This window comes from Paraburkholderia translucens (genome assembly GCF_020881035.1).
GTDB lineage: Bacteria > Pseudomonadota > Gammaproteobacteria > Burkholderiales > Burkholderiaceae > Paraburkholderia > Paraburkholderia translucens.
Genome location: NZ_JAJITC010000007.1, coordinates 121437 through 137435 on the forward strand (window position 1 = coordinate 121437; position 15999 = coordinate 137435).

A 15999-nucleotide genomic window follows, 5' to 3' on the forward strand; every position below is an offset into this window, starting at 1 on the left:
ACACCGATGACCGCCTTGCTCGCGAGCGTCCGCTCGGATGACGAAGCTTTCGACGCCGCACGCGCCGGCGCCGAGCTGATCGACCTGAAGGAGCCGAACGAGGGCGCGCTCGGTGGCCTGTCGATTGCCGCCATCACCCACATCGCGCGGCAGTTGCGGGCGCGCTACCCGGTCAAGCCGCTCAGCGCGGCGATCGGCGATGTGCCGGCCGACGCGTTCGACGAGATCGCCACGCGCGTGATCGACATCAGCGACGCGGGCGTCGATTACGTGAAGGTCGGCGTTGCGCGCGGACCAGCCGCGTTGCGCTGCATCGAGCAGCTGGCGAATCTGCCTGCCACCGTCGTGCCGGTGTTGCTGTGCGACGGCGGCATGGACGACGAGCTGGTCAGCCAGACCGCGGCGCTCGGCTTCGCCGGCCTGATGTTCGATACCGCAAGCAAGGACGGCAGCACGCTGTTCGATCACGTCGACGTCGACACGCTCGCGCGCTGGATGCGGCTCGCGCGCCAGCGCGGCGCGATGGTGGGCATCGCGGGCGCGCTCGGCTGGGCGCAACTGCCGCAGATCCGCGCGCTCGCGCCGGACGTGGCCGGTTTTCGCACGGCGTTGTGCGCCGACGGGCGCCGCTCGCGGCTCGATCCCGAGCGCGTCGCGCAATGGGCGAGCGCGTTGCACCGGCCGGCGGGGGAACTGCCCCTCGATAGCGCCGCACCGTCGCCGGGCGCGAGGAACGCGCCGCAGCCGTAGCCTTCGGTCAGATCACCGGAATGTTGAGCAAGCGGTCGCGCATCAGCGCGACGTTGCTCTTGTCGAACAGCTCGACCACATAGTTCGCGTCGGTCACGTAGTCGACGAACTTGCGGTCGACCACCCCCGCCGCGGCCAGCGTTTCGAGCGGATCGCCGGCGGCGATGGGGCACGATTTGACGACCACGAGCCGCTCCGCGTTGAGCATCGTCGAAAGCCAGGCGGCGAGGCTGTCCGAGGTCGTATCCCAATTGCTCATCGCGTCGGGGGTGTCGCGCATCAGCGCGGTCGGTACCCATACGGCGACATGGCCGTCGCGCAGCGTGCGGCGAATCTTCGCCTCGCTCGAAGCAATCACCAGTTCGGGCGAGACGCCCTGCATCAGCAGCGCGTATTGCGTCATCGCGAGCAGACACATGTTGTGCGCGGCCAGATCGTCGAACTGCCATTCGCCCTGGTACTGGCGCACCTTGTCCGCGAAATCGCCGCCGCCGGGCACGATGACGACGCGTCCGCCGCCGACTTCGCATAGCTCGCTGAGCCAGTGGCGCAGCGCGGGGTCGTGACTCAGGCTGCCTCCGATCTTGACCACCCACATGACTGTTACCCTCGTGTCCAGTTGAGTGCCCGGCCCGGTCGCGTCGCGTGGTTTCGTCTCGCAACCGCGTTCATCACCGAACTTGTCCCGCTCCCTCGATCGCCCCCTTGCCCCTGCTTGCACCACCCGTGCGTTTCACTTCAGGCCGCGAGCAACGCGACCGCGACGCTTGGCGCGCACGTCGCCGCCCACGCCGCGCATTCCTGCGGCACGCCCGCCAACGCGCCGAAGTCGATATAACCGCGCGCCTCCTCGCGCGCCAGCGCGGCGACCAGAAAGCGGCCGCAGCCGGCGCCCACCAGCGGCGCGGCCGCGAGCGCCGGATGTGCGGCGACCACGCGCAGCAGATTCGCGCCGATTTCGCGCAACTGCAGCGCTCGCCAACGCTGCGCAAACCGCAGCCATTCGAGCTCCGATGCTTCGTGCGCGTCGCGCCCGATCATGCGCGCGAGCCGCGCACGGCTCGCCGCCGGCGTCTTCGGCCCCTGGTCGGCGCTCGGCTGCACGTCGTGCAGCGGGTCCAGTTCGCCCGTCAGCCGGTAGACGTCGGCGGTCGTCGCGAACCATTCGTTCATCACGTTGAGCGTGGCGCCGCCGAATTCGATCCGGTGCGCGACACCGCACAACGGCGTGCGCACGACGCCGTGATACACGAGTTCGCCGCTCGCAAGCCGGCCCGCATCGGTCGCGGCCAGCGCGGCGACGCGGCCGTCGACGATCGGAATGATGTCGGTCGTGGTGCTGCCGATATCGACGAGGAGCGCGTTCGTCATGCGTGTCGCGATCCAGCTCGCGGTCGCGAGCCAGTTCGCCGACGCGACGTGACGCCAGCCGGCCGCGCAGTCTGCGGCAGCCAACCAGCCGACCTCGCCGGCGTAAAACCGCAGCGGTGAACCGAGCCGCTGCGCGAGCGTGGCGACGATTGCGCGCACGCCCGCCGCGCGATCCGCGAACAGGTCGACCATCTCGCCCGTCATCGTCACCGCATGGTGTGCGCACGCCATGCGGGCCTGCGGCCAGCGCTCGCAAACGAGGTCGATCGTGCGATGCAGATGGTCGAGTCCCTGCCATAGCGGACACGCCCATTGCGCGACGTCGAGCACGGTGCCGCCGGCGTCGACGAGCGACACCTTCACATGCGCGCCGCCGACGTCCCAGCCGAATCGCGCGGTCGGGATGGTACGGGCGGGGCTCAAGGACGCACCTCGAAGGTCGGCGCATCCGCGCGCGGCGCGCCGCAGCGCCCGACGCGCACGCCATGCGCGGCCAGCAGCGCGCGTGTCAGGCCGCCGCCGCGCGCCGCCGACAGCCCTGCATAAGCGACCGTCAGACGCGGATTCACTTCGATCACGACTGGCCCGCGTTGCGGATGCCACACGACGTCGATGCCGACGAAGCCGCGCAAACCCGGGATGGCCCGCGCGACGCGTTGCGCGAGCGTCTCCAGCACGCGGCCCATCTCGCTGTACTGGTCGATCTGATCCACGAGCACGCCGTCGAATTCGACGATCCGCGCGGCACCGCCCGACGCGCCGCCGCCGCTCAGGCCGATCTGCTGACGGTTGATGCTGAGGAGCTTGGTGGCGTCGCCGCGGCAGATCAGCGACAGGCTCAACGGCTCGCCGTCGATCCACGCCTGCAGCACCGGATTGCGCGCCGCGGCCGCGCGCGCCTCGTATTCCGCGCAGGCATCGGCGAAGCGCTCGTACACGATCGTGTCGAGGCCGCCCGCGCCGTCGTCCGGTTTGACGACCCAGCGGCCGTCGTGCTGCGCGGCGGTATGGCCGGGTTCGAGCGCAGGCGTCGTGACGATGCCGTGCGCGGCGAGACATGCCGCGGTCGCACTCTTGCTCGACGCGACGCGGATCGCTTCCTTCGCGCAGCCGAGCCAGCGGGCCGCGCCGACCGCATCGTGAAAGCGCAGCAGCAAGCCATCGCACTCCGGCGCGACGACCCACGCATAATCGTGCTGACGCGCCACGCGCGCGACGAAGGCCGTCATCGATTCGCCGGGCGCGGCCATACAATGAGCCTCGCCCGCGCCTGGGGTCTCGAAGCGCGAGGTCGCGAACGTGACGCGCACGCCGTCGAGTTCGCGCAGACCGGCGACCAGCGCGTCGCGCATCACGCGCCCTTCGACGATCAGCGCGCTCAAATCGGCGAGACCGCCCGGGGCGGCGAGCTCGGGGTCGATGCCGCCGCCGGTGAGATACTCGTAGACAAAGATCTTGGTCAAAGGAAAGCGCCCCTATGCAGGTGATACCTGTTCTCGATCTGCTCGACGGCCACGTCGTGCGCGCCGTGCGCGGCGAGCGGAGCGCCTATCGGCCCATCCAGTCCCGCCTCGCTCCAACGAGCGACCCGCTCGCCGTCGCGCGCGCGCTCATCGAAGCCAGCGGCGCGCCCACGCTCTATATCGCCGATCTCGGCGCCATCCTGCGGCACGGCGCGCATGCAGCGACGCTCGCAGCGTTGCGCGCCGCCCTGCCCCGCGTCGAGCTGTGGCTCGACGCCGGTTTCGCCGACTACGCATCGATGCGCGCGCTGTTCGAGCGCATCGACGACGCGCTCGCTCAACGCAACAGCCAGCACGACTGCGATGCTGCCGGCTCCCAACTCGCGACCCTCGTGCCGGTCTTCGGCACCGAGTCGCTGCGCGACATCCACGCACTGCACGCGGCTCGGCGCGACGGCTACACACCGATCCTGTCGCTCGATCATCGCGCGGGCGAACTGCTCGCCGCGACCGCGCACGACGGCTCATCGGCCTGGTGGCCGTCGCGCGTGATCGCGATGACGCTCGATCAGGTCGGCAGCTACACCGGCCCCGATCTCGCGACGTTCCAACGCCTGCGCGCACAAGCTCCCGCGCATACCACGCTGATCGGCGCGGGCGGCATCCGCAATCGCGACGATCTGGCGGCAGCGGCCCGCACCGGAGCAACCGCATGGCTGGTCGCGTCCGCGCTGCACGATCGACGGATCGACTGCGCGCCATCCGATTCCGCGTAGGCCTTCCATACAATTTCCATGCCACGCGATCCGGCGGCGCTGTATGTAAACTGAACACAAGCTGGACAGCTCGCGTGTGACACTCTGCTCCAGAACGGCACACAACTTGTATGGCGCAACAGGCCCTGGAATAGGCCGACTGAGGCTCGATCACTTGCGCTTGGCGCACGCGCCGCCGACGCGTCGTCCAATAAATCGGCATGGAGCTTGCTAAACGTGCCCCATGCACATCTCGTCCACTGATCCATCGCCCCCCACCCCGAGCGCGGCACGCGCCGCGGCACTCACACGCGACTGGATCTGCCCGTTCTGCCCATTGCTGTGCGACGACCTGGTCGCCGTTTCCCGCGACGACGGCACGCTCGCGGTGCCCGACACGGAATGTTCGCGGCTCACTCGAGCACTCGCGCATTACGGCGCGACGGACGCGCAATGCGCCTGTGTGGCCGACGGCAACGAAGTGGACACCGATACGGCGCTGGCGCGCGCCGCGCGGTTGCTGGCGAACGCGCGCCGCCCATTGTTCGGCGGCCTCGCCACCGATGTCGCGGGCACTCGCGCGCTGTATCCGCTCGCCGCCGGCTGCGGTGCGATCCTCGATCATCTGCATGGCGATGCATTGACGCCCGCGACCCTCGCGTTGCAGGACCGCGGCTCGTTTTTCACGACGCTCTCCGAAGTGCGCGCGCGCGCCGACCTGCTGGTGTTCTTCGGCTGTCAGCCGTCGCTACGCTATCCGCGCTTTTTCACGCGCGCGCTGGCGGGGACCGGACTCGCGCGCGAGCTGGTCTTCGTCGGCTGCGAGGCCGACCCGGCGGCGGCCGGTCTCGCGCCAGCGCGCATCGACACGCTGCTCGCGAACGCCGATCCCTACGACACGCTCGCGCTGTGGTCCGCGCTCGCCGAAGGACACGACGCGGCCACGCTGCGCCACGGCGATCACAGCGACGGTGACGCGCTCGCGTCATTGCAGGCCCGCATCGCCAGCGCGCGCTACACGGTGGTCGTCTATGAACCGGCCGCACTGCCCGCTCCACACGCCGCGCTGCTGATCGAAGCGCTGAACCGGATCGTGAAAGCCGTGAATCGCACGACGCGCGCGGCCTGTCTCCCGCTTGGCGGCGACGACGGCGCGTTGACGGTCAATCAGACGGTCACGTGGCTATCCGGCTTGCCGCTGCGCACGCGCGTGTCGATGCCGGCGCGCGCCGCGGGCGCCGCTCCACTGGATCACGATCCGTACCGCTATCGCACGGCGAGGCTCGTCGCCAATGGAGAAGTGGATGCGCTGCTGTGGATCGCGAGCTTCGCGCCGCATGCCTGGCCCGCGTCGCTCGATCCCGCGACGGCGTTGATCGTGCTCGGCCATCCGGCGCTCGCCGATGCCGCGAAGGCACGCGGCGCGAATACCGTGTTCGTGCCCGTCGCGACGCCGGGCATCGATTGTGGCGGGCATCTGTTTCGCGTCGACGCTTCGGTCGTGATGCCGCTCACCGCCGCGCGTGGTGTTGCGCTGGAGCCGGTGGCGTCGATTGCCGCGCGGTTGAGCGAACAGGTGAGCGCGCGGCCGGGTACGCGCGAGGACCTGCCATGACCCTCGTCCGGCTCAAGGGCGGCACGCTGTTCGACCCGGCCCGCAACGTCAACGGCGAGCGCCGCGACCTGACCTTCCGCGACGGCCGCATCGTCGACGTGCCGAGCGCGACGCCCGCCGACCGCGAGTACGACGCGACCGGCATGATCGTGATGGCGGGCGGCATCGATCTGCATTCGCATATCGGCGGCGGCAAGACCAATCTGTCGCGCCTGTTGCTGCCCGAGGACCATCGCAACGATGTACCGGGCGACCCCGCTTACGAAGCGGTGCAGGACGACAATGGCCGCTATCTGCGTTTACCGTCGTGCGGCGTCTGTGCGCCGGGCACGCTCGCGACCGGTTACCGCTATGCCGAAATGGGCTACACGGCCGCGTTCGAACCGGCGATGATGCCGTCCAACGCGCGCCACACGCACCTCGAAATGGGCGACACACCGATCATCGACCACGGCGCGTACGTGATGCTCGGCAACGACGAGCTGTTCCTGCGCATGCTGGCCGGGCGCGACGACTTCGAACGTCTGCGCGATTACGTTGGCTGGACGATCGACGCGAGCAAGGCGCTCGGCGTGAAGGTGGTGAACCCCGGCGGCATCTCGGCGTTCAAGTTCAACCAGCGCTCGCTCGACGTCGACGAGCCGCACGCGCATTACGGCATCACGCCGCGCGACGTGCTGCGCACGCTCACGCGCGCGCTGACCGAGCTGCGCGTGCCGCATCCGCTGCATGTGCACACGAGCAACCTCGGCGTGCCTGGCAACCTCGCCTCCACCATCGCGACGATGGACGCCGCCGACGGCCTGCCGATCCATCTGACGCACATCCAGTTTCACAGCTATGGCACCGAGGGGTCGCGCAAGTTTTCATCGGGCGCGCGGCAGATTGCCGAAGCCGTAAACGCGAGGCCGAACGTGTCGATCGACGTCGGCCAGATCATCTTCGGACAGACCGTCACGGCCTCGGGTGACACGATGATGCAGTTCCGCAACGCGCCGCTGGCGCGCCCGCACAAGTGGGTCGCGGGCGACATCGAGTGCGACGCGGGCTGCGGCGTCGTGCCGTTCCGCTATCGCGAGCAGAGCTACGTGAACGCACTGCAATGGATCATCGGCCTCGAAATTTTCCTGCTCGTCGATGACCCGTGGCGCGTCGCGATGACCACCGATCATCCGAACGGCGGCCCGTTCACGAGCTACCCGCATCTGATCCGCCTGCTGATGGACAAGCCGTTTCGCGATGAGCAGCTCGCGAAGCTGCATCCCGAAGCGCAGGTCGCCAGTGCGCTGCCGGAGCTCAAGCGCGAATTCTCGCTGTACGAAATCGCGATCATCACGCGCGCCGGTCCCGCGCGGCTGCTCGGCCTGCGCGACCGAGGCCATCTCGGCGCGGGCGCGGCGGCGGACATCGCGGTCTATCGCGACGAGCCGGACCGCGAGCGGATGTTCACGTCGCCCGCGTATGTGTTCAAGGACGGCGAGCTGGTCGCGCGCGACGGCACGCTCGTCGCGACGCCGACGGGCGGCATCCATTTCGTCGCGCCGCAGTTCGATCGCGCCATCGAGAAGACGCTGCGCGCATATAGCGACGCGAACCTCGCGAGCAACTTCGCGCACGCCGCGATCAGCGACGACGAAGCCTGCCGCTGCTGCCGCGGCGGACGGCTGTTGCCCGTCGAATGTCTAACCTGACGCGTCCACGATGAACGCCCCCGCCCCGCTCGAAATCAACGGCACCGCGATCGACGCGACCTTCGCGGAAGCGTTTCCGATGAAGGCAACCCGGCTCGTGATCACGGCGCATAACCCGACGTGGGCGATGCACGCGGCGAACTCGCTGGCAGGCTTCGCGACCTCGGTGATCGGCTGCGGCTGCGAGGCGGGCGTCGAGCGCACGCTCGCACCCGGCCTCACGCCGGACGGCCGGCCCGGCGTCGCGGTGCTGCTGTTCGCGGTGTCCTCGAAAGAACTCGCCAAGCAGATCGGCCGGCGCGTCGGACAGTGCGTGCTCACCTGCCCGAGCACGGCGGTCTACGGCGGCATCGACGCTGCCACGAACCGCGCGCCGCTGTCGGACCCGGCGCCGCTTGGCAGCGGGCTGCGCTTTTTCGGCGACGGCTGGCAGATCGCGAAGATGATCGACGCGGGGAACGGACCCACGCGCTACTGGCGCGTGCCGGTGATGGACGGCGAATTCGTCTGCGAAGACACGGCGGCGACGGTCAAGGCCGTCGGCGGCGGCAACCTGCTGCTGCTCGCACGCGACCTCGACGCCGCGCTCGCGGCCGCCGAAGCCGCCGTCGCGGCGATGCGCCGCTTGCCGAACGTGATCATGCCGTTTCCCGGCGGCATCGTGCGGTCGGGCTCGAAGATCGGCTCGAAGTATGCGGGCGCGACCGCGTCGACCAACGACGCGTTCTGTCCGAGCCTGATCGGCCTCGCGCCGCGCAGCCAATTGAGCGCGGACGTGGGCTGTGTGCTGGAGATCGTCATCGACGGTCTGACCGACGCCGATGTCGGTGCGGCGATGACGGCCGGCATCAGCGCGGCCACCGGGCTCGGCCGCGCGGCCGGCGTGCTGCGCATCTCGGCGGGCAACTACGGCGGCAAGCTCGGGCCGTACCACTTTCATCTGCACGAGCTGGCGGCCGGACTCGGCGGGGGGCGCGCATGAGCACGACCACGTTGCGCGTGAGGACGCCGCCCGGCTTTCGCGTCGACGCGGCCGCGCTGTTACCTGTGGCGCTGGCGAGCCTGAGCGTGGCCGAGATCGAGCACATCGTGCTGCCGGCCGGCAATGAGCGCTGCGCGGTCGGCGACGTCTTCGACGTTTCGCGCACCGGCGCGTCCGCGCCCGGCGATGACGTGGCCGCGCTGGTGATCGACGGCGCCGCGCCGTGGCTCGATCGCCTCGGCGCGCGGATGGAGGGTGGACGGCTCATCGCGCGCGGCCCGGTCGGCGACTACAGCGGCTTCAGGATGAGCGGCGGCTTAGTGGATATCGACGGAGACGCAGGGCACTTCACGGGCTGCGAAATGCGCGGCGGGCGCCTGACGGTGCGCGGCGCCAGCGGCGATTTCGCCGGCGGTGCGCTGACGGGCGACATGGAAGGCATGAGCGGCGGCACGCTGACCATCCACGGCAATGCAGGCGCGCGGCTGGCCGACCGGATGCGCCGCGGCCTCGTGCTGGTGGGCGGCAATGCGGGCGACTTTGCCGCGTCGCGGCTGGTGGCGGGCACCGTGGGCGTGGCGGGGCAACCAGGTGCGCATTACGCCTATGGCATGAGGCGCGGCACGCTGCTGCTCGCGCGACGGCCCGCGCCTCTGCCGCCCCCGACATTCACCGGCGGCGGGCACGGTTTCGACGTATTCTGGTCATTGCTCATACGCAGTCTCGCGACCGAAATCGCGCCTTTTTCGCAGTGGCGCGCGGATCGCTTACCGGTCCGTTTTACGGGCGACCTCGCGGTCGACGGTCGCGGCGAAATACTGATCGCCTCTAATGAGTTGGATGGAGACACCGCATGACCACAGCGAATTCTCCAAACGCGAAGTCTGTTGCCGATGTCACCGCACGCGCGAGCGCGGGCGGTCCGCGCTACGCGAGCCTGCTGATCGCGCTGCACTGGCTGATCGCGCTCGGCATCGTCGGACTGCTCGCGCTCGGCCTCTATATGGTCGGATTGCCGAAGGGCTTGCCTGTCAAAGCGACGTTGATCAATCTGCACAAGTCGCTCGGACTGACGGTTTTCCTGCTGGTGCTATTGCGCATCGTCGCGCGGGCGGTCCTTCACCGGCCTGCCCTGCCGCCGATGCCACCGTGGCAACGCGCCGCCGCGCGCACTACGCAGGGTCTTTTATATGTCGGCATGGTGGCGATGCCGCTTGCCGGGTATCTCGGCTCGTCGTTCAACACCTACGGCACGCGCTTCTGGGGCATACCGCTGCCGAAGTGGGGCTGGGACGACGCGCATCTGCGCGACCTGTTCTTCAGTCTTCACCATGCCATCGGCTTCGCGCTGATCGTTTTGATCGTGCTGCATGTGGCGGGTGCGTTCAAGCATCAGTGGATCGATCGCGACAACCTGCTCGCGAGGATGCTGCCATGACGATGCGCCGCTCACCGCATCACGCGCAAGCACCCGCTTCGCTCGAAACGCATTCGCTGCGCACGCGCGACGGTCATCGCGTGTGGTACGCGCTCGCCGGCGCGCGCGACGGCGTGCCGGTGGCGGTACTGCACGGCGGTCCGGGCAGCGGCAGTCAGCCGGGCACGCTGCGGCTCTTCGATCTGCAGCGCTTTCGCGTCGTGCTGATCGACCAGCGCGGCACCGGCGCATCGACGCCGCACGGCAGCGTGCGACACAACCGCACCGACCATCTGATCGCCGATCTCGAAGCGATTCGCGCGCGGCTCGGCTTCGCGCGCTGGGGCGTGCTTGGCGGATCGTGGGGCGCGTCGCTCGCGCTTGCGTATGCGGGGCAATGTCCGCAATCGGTGACGGGCGTCGTGCTGCGCGGCCTGTTTCTGACCTCCGCGCGCGAAGTACGCGGATTGTTCATCACCTCACGCAAGCGCGCGCCGCGTGCGTGGTCAGCACTGCGTGCCGCTGCTCGCTGCACGCAACCCGCGGCGCTGGCCGCGCGGTGCGGCGCCACCCTGCAATACGGGGCGAACGAAGCGCGCCAACGCGCGCTCGCGCTAGCCTGGCGCGGCTATGAAAACGCGGTGCTGGCGAGTGCAACGCCGCGCGGCTGCGCCCAACGACGCGCAGCCCAGCGAAACGCGCGCGGCGTCCAACGCCACGCCCGCAAGCTGATCGGCAAATACCGGATTCAGGCGCACTACCTCGCGCATCGCTGCTGGCTCGGACAAACGCGGCTGCTGTCGCTCGCGCGCGGCGCGGCGGCGGCCGGCGTGCCGATCGCCGCCGTGCACGGCGCGCGCGATCCGGTGTGTCCGCGCGCCAATCTGCGGCGCCTTTCGCGCGCGGTTCCCGCTGCGCGCATCGAGTTGGTGAGCGCGGCGGGTCATCTGGCGAGCGACCCCGCGCTGCACGCGCGCGTCGCGCATGCACTCGCCGCGATGTTCATTCCCACCGTCGACGAGGGACGCAGCGGCATGCGTCGCGCGGCATGATAATCAAGGTACTCGGCTCGTCGGCGGGCGGCGGTTTTCCGCAGTGGAACTGCAATTGCCGCAATTGCGACGGCGTGCGCCGCGGCACGCTGAAGGCGACGCGCCGCACGCAATCGTCGATCGCGGTCAGCGCGAACGGCGAGGACTGGCTGCTCGTCAATGCATCGCCGGATCTGCTCGCGCAGATCGCCGCGCATCCCGAGTTGCAGCCGGCACGGCGCACGCGCGACAGCGGCATTGCCGCGGTGCTCGTGATCGACGCGCAGATCGACCACGTGACCGGCCTGCTGATGCTCCGAGAGCGCGACACGCCACTGCCGCTCTACGCGACAGACGCAGTCTGGCAGGACCTGCGCTCCGGCTTTCCGGTCGCACCGATCCTCTCGCACTACTGCGGTGTCGAGCATCGGCGCATCGCGCTCGACGGCGCGCCGCTCGCCGTCGATGCGTTGCCCGGCATCCGTATCGAGGCGCTGCCGCTATCGAGCAAGGCGCCGCCGTACTCGCCGCATCGCGATGCGCCCGAGCGCGGCGACAACATCGGGCTCGTGCTGACGAACCTGCAGTCGGGCCAGCGCGTGTTCTACGCGCCGGGGCTCGGCGCGATCGAGCCGCACGTGCTCGCGGCGATGCGCGAGGCCGATCTGCTGCTCGTCGACGGCACGTTGTGGACTGGCGACGAAATGATCCGCCTCGGCCTGTCGAAGAAGACCGGCGCGGATATGGGCCATCTGCCGCAAAGCGGCGCGGGCGGCATGATCGAAACGCTCGATTCGCTCGGCGCGAAACGCAAAGTGCTGATCCATATCAACAATACGAATCCGATCCTGATCGAAGACGGCCCCGAGCGGCGCATGCTGGGCGAGCATGGGATCGAGGTCGCCTACGACGGAATGAGCTTGGAGCTTTGAAGTGCGCAGTGACAGATGCAGTGACGAGGCGCGGCTGTACACGACGATAAAACGGAGACGGCATGAACGCGAAAGACACTCACGACACGACACCAACGCGCGACGCGAGTCCCGCCCAAACACAAGGCACCGACAAACCCGCCTGGAGCCGTGAAGAATTCGAGGCGCAGTTGCGCGCGAAGGGCACCGGCTATCACATCCACCACCCGTTCAACGTGAAGATGAATGGCGGCGGATGCTCGCGCGAGCAGATTCGCGGCTGGGTCGCGAACCGTTTCTACTATCAGATCAACATTCCGCTGAAGGATGCGGCGGTGCTGTCGAACTGCCCGGACCGCGAGACGCGCCGCCGTTGGGTGCAGCGCATTCTCGATCACGACGGTTACGGCGACGCGGAAGGCGGCATCGAAACCTGGGCGCGTCTCGCGGATGCGGTCGGCCTCACGCGCGACGAACTATGGTCGCTCGAACACGTCACGCCGGGCGTGCGCTTCGCCGTCGATGCGTACGTGAATTTCGCGCGCCGCGCGCCGTGGCAGGAAGCGGTATGCTCATCGTTGACCGAGATGTTCGCGCCGCAGGTGCATCGCGACCGGCTCGCGAGCTGGCCCGAGCACTATCCGTGGATCGATGCCGAGGGCCTCGCGTATTTCCGCTCGCGCATTTCGCTCGCGCAGCGCGACGTGCAGCACGGACTCGAAGTCACGCTCGCGCATTTCACGCGACGCGATCAGCAGGAACGGGCGCTCGACATCCTCCAGTTCAAGCTCGACATTCTGTGGGCCATGCTCGACTCGATCGAGAAGGCGTTTCCGCAATGAACGGCTCGACACGCGGCGAACCCGCCACTCCACTCGCGATCGCGAAGCCATTCCGCCTGCAATGGGAGCCCGTGCAGAACGCGCACGTGCTGCTGTACCCCGAGGGCATGGTGAAGCTCAATCAAAGCGCGGGAGAAATCCTCAAGCGCTGCGACGGCACGCGCGACGTCGATACGCTCATCGCCGAGCTGGAACAGGCGTTCAACACGACCGGCATCGGCAGCGAGGTGCGGGCCTTCATCGTCGACGCGCATGGACGCGGCTGGCTGGAGTAGTGCGATGACTGATCTTTCTCAACCAGGCTCTCAACCCGGCGTGCTGCAAGGCGGCAGCATGGCCGCCGCGGTGCCGCCACCGCTGTGGCTGCTCGCGGAGCTGACCTATCGCTGCCCGCTGCATTGCGCGTTCTGCTACAACCCGCTCGACTACACCGATCACAGCCGCGAGCTGACCACCGAACAATGGCTCGACGTGTTGCGCGAGGCGCGCGCGCTCGGCGCGGTACAGCTCGGCTTTTCCGGCGGCGAGCCGCTGGTGCGCGACGACGTCGAAGTGCTCGTCGAAGAAGCGCACAGACTCGGCTTCTACACGAACCTGATCACGTCGGGCGTCGGTCTCACCGATCAGCGGCTTGGGGACCTGAAGTCCGCCGGACTCGATCATATCCAGCTGTCGTTCCAGGATTCGACGCAGCAGTTGAACGACTTCCTGAGCAGCACGCGCACGTTCGACCTGAAGCAGCGTGTCGCCGCCGCGCTCAAACGTCACGGTTTTCCGATGGTGATGAACTGCGTGCTGCATCGCTACAACCTGCCGCACGTCGACAAGATCATCGAGATGGCGCTGGCTCTCGGCGCCGAATATCTGGAGCTCGCGAACACTCAGTACTACGGCTGGGCGCGTGAGAACCAGGCGCAACTGATGCCCACGCGCGAGCAGCTCGAAGAAGCCGAGGCGGTGGTCGCGCGCTATCGCCGCACGCATGGCGAGCGCTGCAAGATCTTCTTCGTCGTGCCCGACTACTTCGAGCGCCGCCCGAAGCGCTGCATGAATGGCTGGGGCGCGGTGTTTCTCGGCGTGGCGCCCGACGGCGCCGCGCTGCCGTGTCACGCGGCGCGCGGCCTGCCCGGCCTCACGCTGCCGAACGTGAAGGACATGCCGTTGCGCGAGATCTGGTACGAAAGCGACGCGTTCAACCGTTTTCGCGGTCTGCACTGGATGAAGGAGCCGTGCCGCAGCTGCGACGAAAGGGAACGCGACCTCGGCGGTTGCCGCTGCCAGGCGTACCTGCTCACCGGCGACGCAGCCAACGCCGACCCCGTGTGCGACAAGTCGCCGTTTCACGACACCGTGGTCAAGATCGTGCAACGCGCGGCGGCGCTACCCGAGCCGACAACAGCCGCCCGCGAACAGCCGATCCTGTTCCGCAACGACGCCAACTCGCGCAAGCTCGCGGCGGCTGCCCGCGAATCCGGCGTCGCCGGCGGCGACGACCGGGCATCTCCCGGAGCACAACCATGAGTGCCGAAACCATCTCCGTTCTGCTCGTCGACGACCATGCGGTCGTGCGCGAAGGCTACCGGCGTCTGCTCGAGCTGAGCGCCGACGTCGAGGTGTGCGGTGAGGCCGGCGACGCGGCCCAGGCCTATCAGCGTTTCTGCGCGCTGCGTCCCAACGTGGTCGTGATGGACGTCTCGCTGCCGGGGGCGAGCGGCATCGAAGCAATGCGGCGCATGCTCGCGCGCGAGCCGGACGCGCGCGTGCTGATCTTCAGCGTGCATGAGGAATCGATCTTCGTGCGCCGCGCGCTCGATGCGGGCGCGCTCGGCTACGTAACCAAGGCGAGCGCTCCGGACGTGCTGGTCGAAGCGGTGCGCAGCATTGCCCGGCGCGCCGGCTATCTCAGTCCGGACGTCTCGCAGGCGCTCGCGATGCGCACCGCGTTCAACGAAGGGCCGCCGGGGCGCCAGTTGTCGGCGCGCGAGTTCGAGGTGCTGCGGTTGCTCGTGCAGGGCTATACATTGCCGAGCATCGCCGAGAAGCTCGGGTTGAGTCAGAAGACGGTGGCCAACCATCAATCGGTGATCCGCCAGAAGTTCGGCGCCGACAACGGCGTGCAGCTCGCGCAGATGGCGAACCGCCTCGGCCTTCAGTTCACGGGCTCGGCCAGTCCCGCGTGAGCGGGCACGCGCGCGCAGAACAGAAAACCGCCCTGCGGCTCGCTCGCGACATGAAACTCGCCGCCGAGCGCCTCGACGCGCTCGCGCATGCCGATCAGTCCGAGCCCGGTGCGCGGCTGCGTCAGATCGGTGCCGGGGCCGTCGTCGGCCATCGTGACGACGATCTCGTCGATCTGCATGCCGTTGTCTGCACGAGGCGCGCGCACCATGAACAGTTCGACGCGCGAGCGGCGCGCGAACTTCGACACGTTCGTCAGTCCTTCCTGCACGAGCCGGTACAGCGTGATCGTCAACGCATCGCTGAGGCCGCTGAAATCCCCTTCGATCGTCACCGAGAACGACGCCTCGGGCAAGCGCTGACGCCAGCCATCGACGCAATGTTCGAGCGCGCTCGGCAAGCCGAATTCGTCGAGACCGATCGGCCGCAGGCGGCGGATCATGTCGCCGATCTCGCGGTACACATGCGTCGCGCTCTGCATCAGGCCAAGCGCGATGCGATGAATCTCGGGCTCGCGCTCGCCCGATAGATCGCGAATGCGCGCGGCGTCGAGCGAAATCGCGTTCAGGTATTGACCGAGTTCGTCGTGCAGCTCGCGCGCCAGATGGCGGCGCTCCAGTTCCTGCGCCTGTAGCGCTCGAGTGGCGAGGCGGCGGTTGTCGGCGAGGAGGCCCTCGGCCTGTTCCTCGAGCATGCGGCGATGGCGCGCTTCGCGGCGCGCATCGCGATAGCGGCGCCATGCAAACCACGCCATCGCGATCGACAGCGCGAGCAGCGTGCCCGGCAATTCGTCGAGCTGGAAGCGCTCCATGCCGCGCGTGAAGCGGTAGGCCTTTTCGCTGAGATCGAACGCGGCGCCGAGCACCGCCGCGAGCACGGTCACGGCGACGACCCACAGGAGATCGCGCCATATCGTCGACGCTGGCGGCGCACGGCCCGCGGGAGATGTAGGGATCGGTTCGCTTGACATGACGTTTGCATTCTACTCAGCGC

The 15999-nt window shown here is 68.6% G+C and carries 17 protein-coding genes; 13 read left to right on the forward strand and 4 right to left on the reverse strand.

Features of this window, described 5'->3' with window-relative positions; all coding sequences use genetic code 11:
* Positions 1–6 precede the first annotated feature (6 nt).
* Positions 7–750 (forward strand): (5-formylfuran-3-yl)methyl phosphate synthase, encoded by a 744-nt coding sequence (locus LJ655_RS14970; protein WP_230562030.1) that lies wholly within the window; start codon positions 7–9, stop codon positions 748–750.
* Between the two features lie 7 nt (positions 751–757).
* On the opposite strand, the gene LJ655_RS14975 is transcribed toward LJ655_RS14970, so the two are convergent.
* The 3 genes from LJ655_RS14975 to LJ655_RS14985 form a co-directional block, all read right to left on the reverse strand.
* Positions 758–1348 (reverse strand): amino acid kinase family protein, encoded by a 591-nt coding sequence (locus tag LJ655_RS14975; RefSeq protein WP_230562031.1) that lies wholly within the window; start codon positions 1346–1348, stop codon positions 758–760.
* A 140-nt stretch (positions 1349–1488) separates the two neighbouring features.
* Positions 1489–2544: a hydantoinase/oxoprolinase family protein gene (locus LJ655_RS14980; protein ID WP_230562032.1), complete on the reverse strand. Its 1056-nt coding sequence runs from the start codon at positions 2542–2544 to the stop codon at positions 1489–1491.
* Entirely contained in the window at positions 2541–3584 is a 1044-nt protein-coding gene (locus LJ655_RS14985) for an ATP-grasp domain-containing protein (RefSeq protein ID WP_230562033.1), read from the reverse strand. Before LJ655_RS14985 ends, LJ655_RS14980 begins: the two co-directional genes overlap by 4 nt.
* Before the next feature lie 14 nt (positions 3585–3598).
* Here LJ655_RS14985 and LJ655_RS14990 point away from each other — a divergent pair, with 14 nt between their 5' ends.
* The 12 genes from LJ655_RS14990 to LJ655_RS15045 all read left to right on the forward strand — a co-directional run bounded on the left by LJ655_RS14990 (position 3599) and on the right by LJ655_RS15045 (position 15008).
* Complete coding sequence (locus LJ655_RS14990; RefSeq protein WP_230562034.1) at positions 3599–4360, forward strand: HisA/HisF-related TIM barrel protein; 762 nt, start codon at positions 3599–3601, stop codon at positions 4358–4360.
* 223 nt (positions 4361–4583) lie between these two features.
* Positions 4584–5954: a molybdopterin-binding domain-containing protein gene (locus LJ655_RS14995; protein WP_230562035.1), complete on the forward strand. Its 1371-nt coding sequence runs from the start codon at positions 4584–4586 to the stop codon at positions 5952–5954.
* Entirely contained in the window at positions 5951–7645 is a 1695-nt protein-coding gene (locus tag LJ655_RS15000) for a formylmethanofuran dehydrogenase subunit A (protein ID WP_230562036.1), read from the forward strand. The genes LJ655_RS14995 and LJ655_RS15000 overlap by 4 nt, the downstream gene beginning before the upstream one ends.
* 10 nt (positions 7646–7655) lie before the next feature.
* Entirely contained in the window at positions 7656–8627 is a 972-nt protein-coding gene (gene fhcD, locus LJ655_RS15005) for a formylmethanofuran--tetrahydromethanopterin N-formyltransferase (protein ID WP_230562037.1), read from the forward strand.
* The gene (locus LJ655_RS15010) at positions 8624–9484 is read left to right on the forward strand and encodes a formylmethanofuran dehydrogenase subunit C (RefSeq protein ID WP_230562038.1); all 861 of its coding nucleotides are present in this window, start codon (positions 8624–8626) and stop codon (positions 9482–9484) included. The genes fhcD and LJ655_RS15010 overlap by 4 nt, the downstream gene beginning before the upstream one ends.
* Complete coding sequence (locus LJ655_RS15015) at positions 9481–10065, forward strand: cytochrome b (protein WP_230562039.1); 585 nt, start codon at positions 9481–9483, stop codon at positions 10063–10065. The genes LJ655_RS15010 and LJ655_RS15015 overlap by 4 nt, the downstream gene beginning before the upstream one ends.
* Positions 10062–11096, forward strand: a complete 1035-nt coding sequence (locus LJ655_RS15020; RefSeq protein WP_230562040.1) for an alpha/beta fold hydrolase — start codon at positions 10062–10064, stop codon at positions 11094–11096. The genes LJ655_RS15015 and LJ655_RS15020 overlap by 4 nt, the downstream gene beginning before the upstream one ends.
* Positions 11093–12007 carry a pyrroloquinoline quinone biosynthesis protein PqqB gene (gene pqqB / locus LJ655_RS15025; protein WP_230562041.1) on the forward strand — a complete coding sequence of 305 codons (915 nt, stop codon included), beginning with the start codon at positions 11093–11095 and terminating at the stop codon, positions 12005–12007. The genes LJ655_RS15020 and pqqB overlap by 4 nt, the downstream gene beginning before the upstream one ends.
* Before the next feature lie 62 nt (positions 12008–12069).
* Positions 12070–12828, forward strand: coding sequence for a pyrroloquinoline-quinone synthase PqqC (pqqC, locus tag LJ655_RS15030; RefSeq protein WP_230562042.1), 759 nt, complete (start codon positions 12070–12072; stop codon positions 12826–12828).
* Positions 12825–13103: a pyrroloquinoline quinone biosynthesis peptide chaperone PqqD gene (pqqD, locus tag LJ655_RS15035; RefSeq protein ID WP_230562043.1), complete on the forward strand. Its 279-nt coding sequence runs from the start codon at positions 12825–12827 to the stop codon at positions 13101–13103. Before pqqC ends, pqqD begins: the two co-directional genes overlap by 4 nt.
* Before the next feature lie 4 nt (positions 13104–13107).
* Positions 13108–14349, forward strand: a complete 1242-nt coding sequence (pqqE, locus tag LJ655_RS15040; protein ID WP_230562044.1) for a pyrroloquinoline quinone biosynthesis protein PqqE — start codon at positions 13108–13110, stop codon at positions 14347–14349.
* Positions 14346–15008, forward strand: a complete 663-nt coding sequence (locus LJ655_RS15045; protein WP_230562045.1) for a response regulator — start codon at positions 14346–14348, stop codon at positions 15006–15008. The genes pqqE and LJ655_RS15045 overlap by 4 nt, the downstream gene beginning before the upstream one ends.
* Here LJ655_RS15045 and LJ655_RS15050 read toward each other — a convergent pair.
* On the reverse strand, positions 14978–15976 hold the full coding sequence (locus LJ655_RS15050; RefSeq protein WP_230562046.1) for a histidine kinase: 999 nt from the start codon (positions 15974–15976) through the stop codon (positions 14978–14980). The two genes, LJ655_RS15045 and LJ655_RS15050, sit on opposite strands and share 31 nt — an antisense overlap.
* Positions 15977–15999 lie beyond the last annotated feature (23 nt).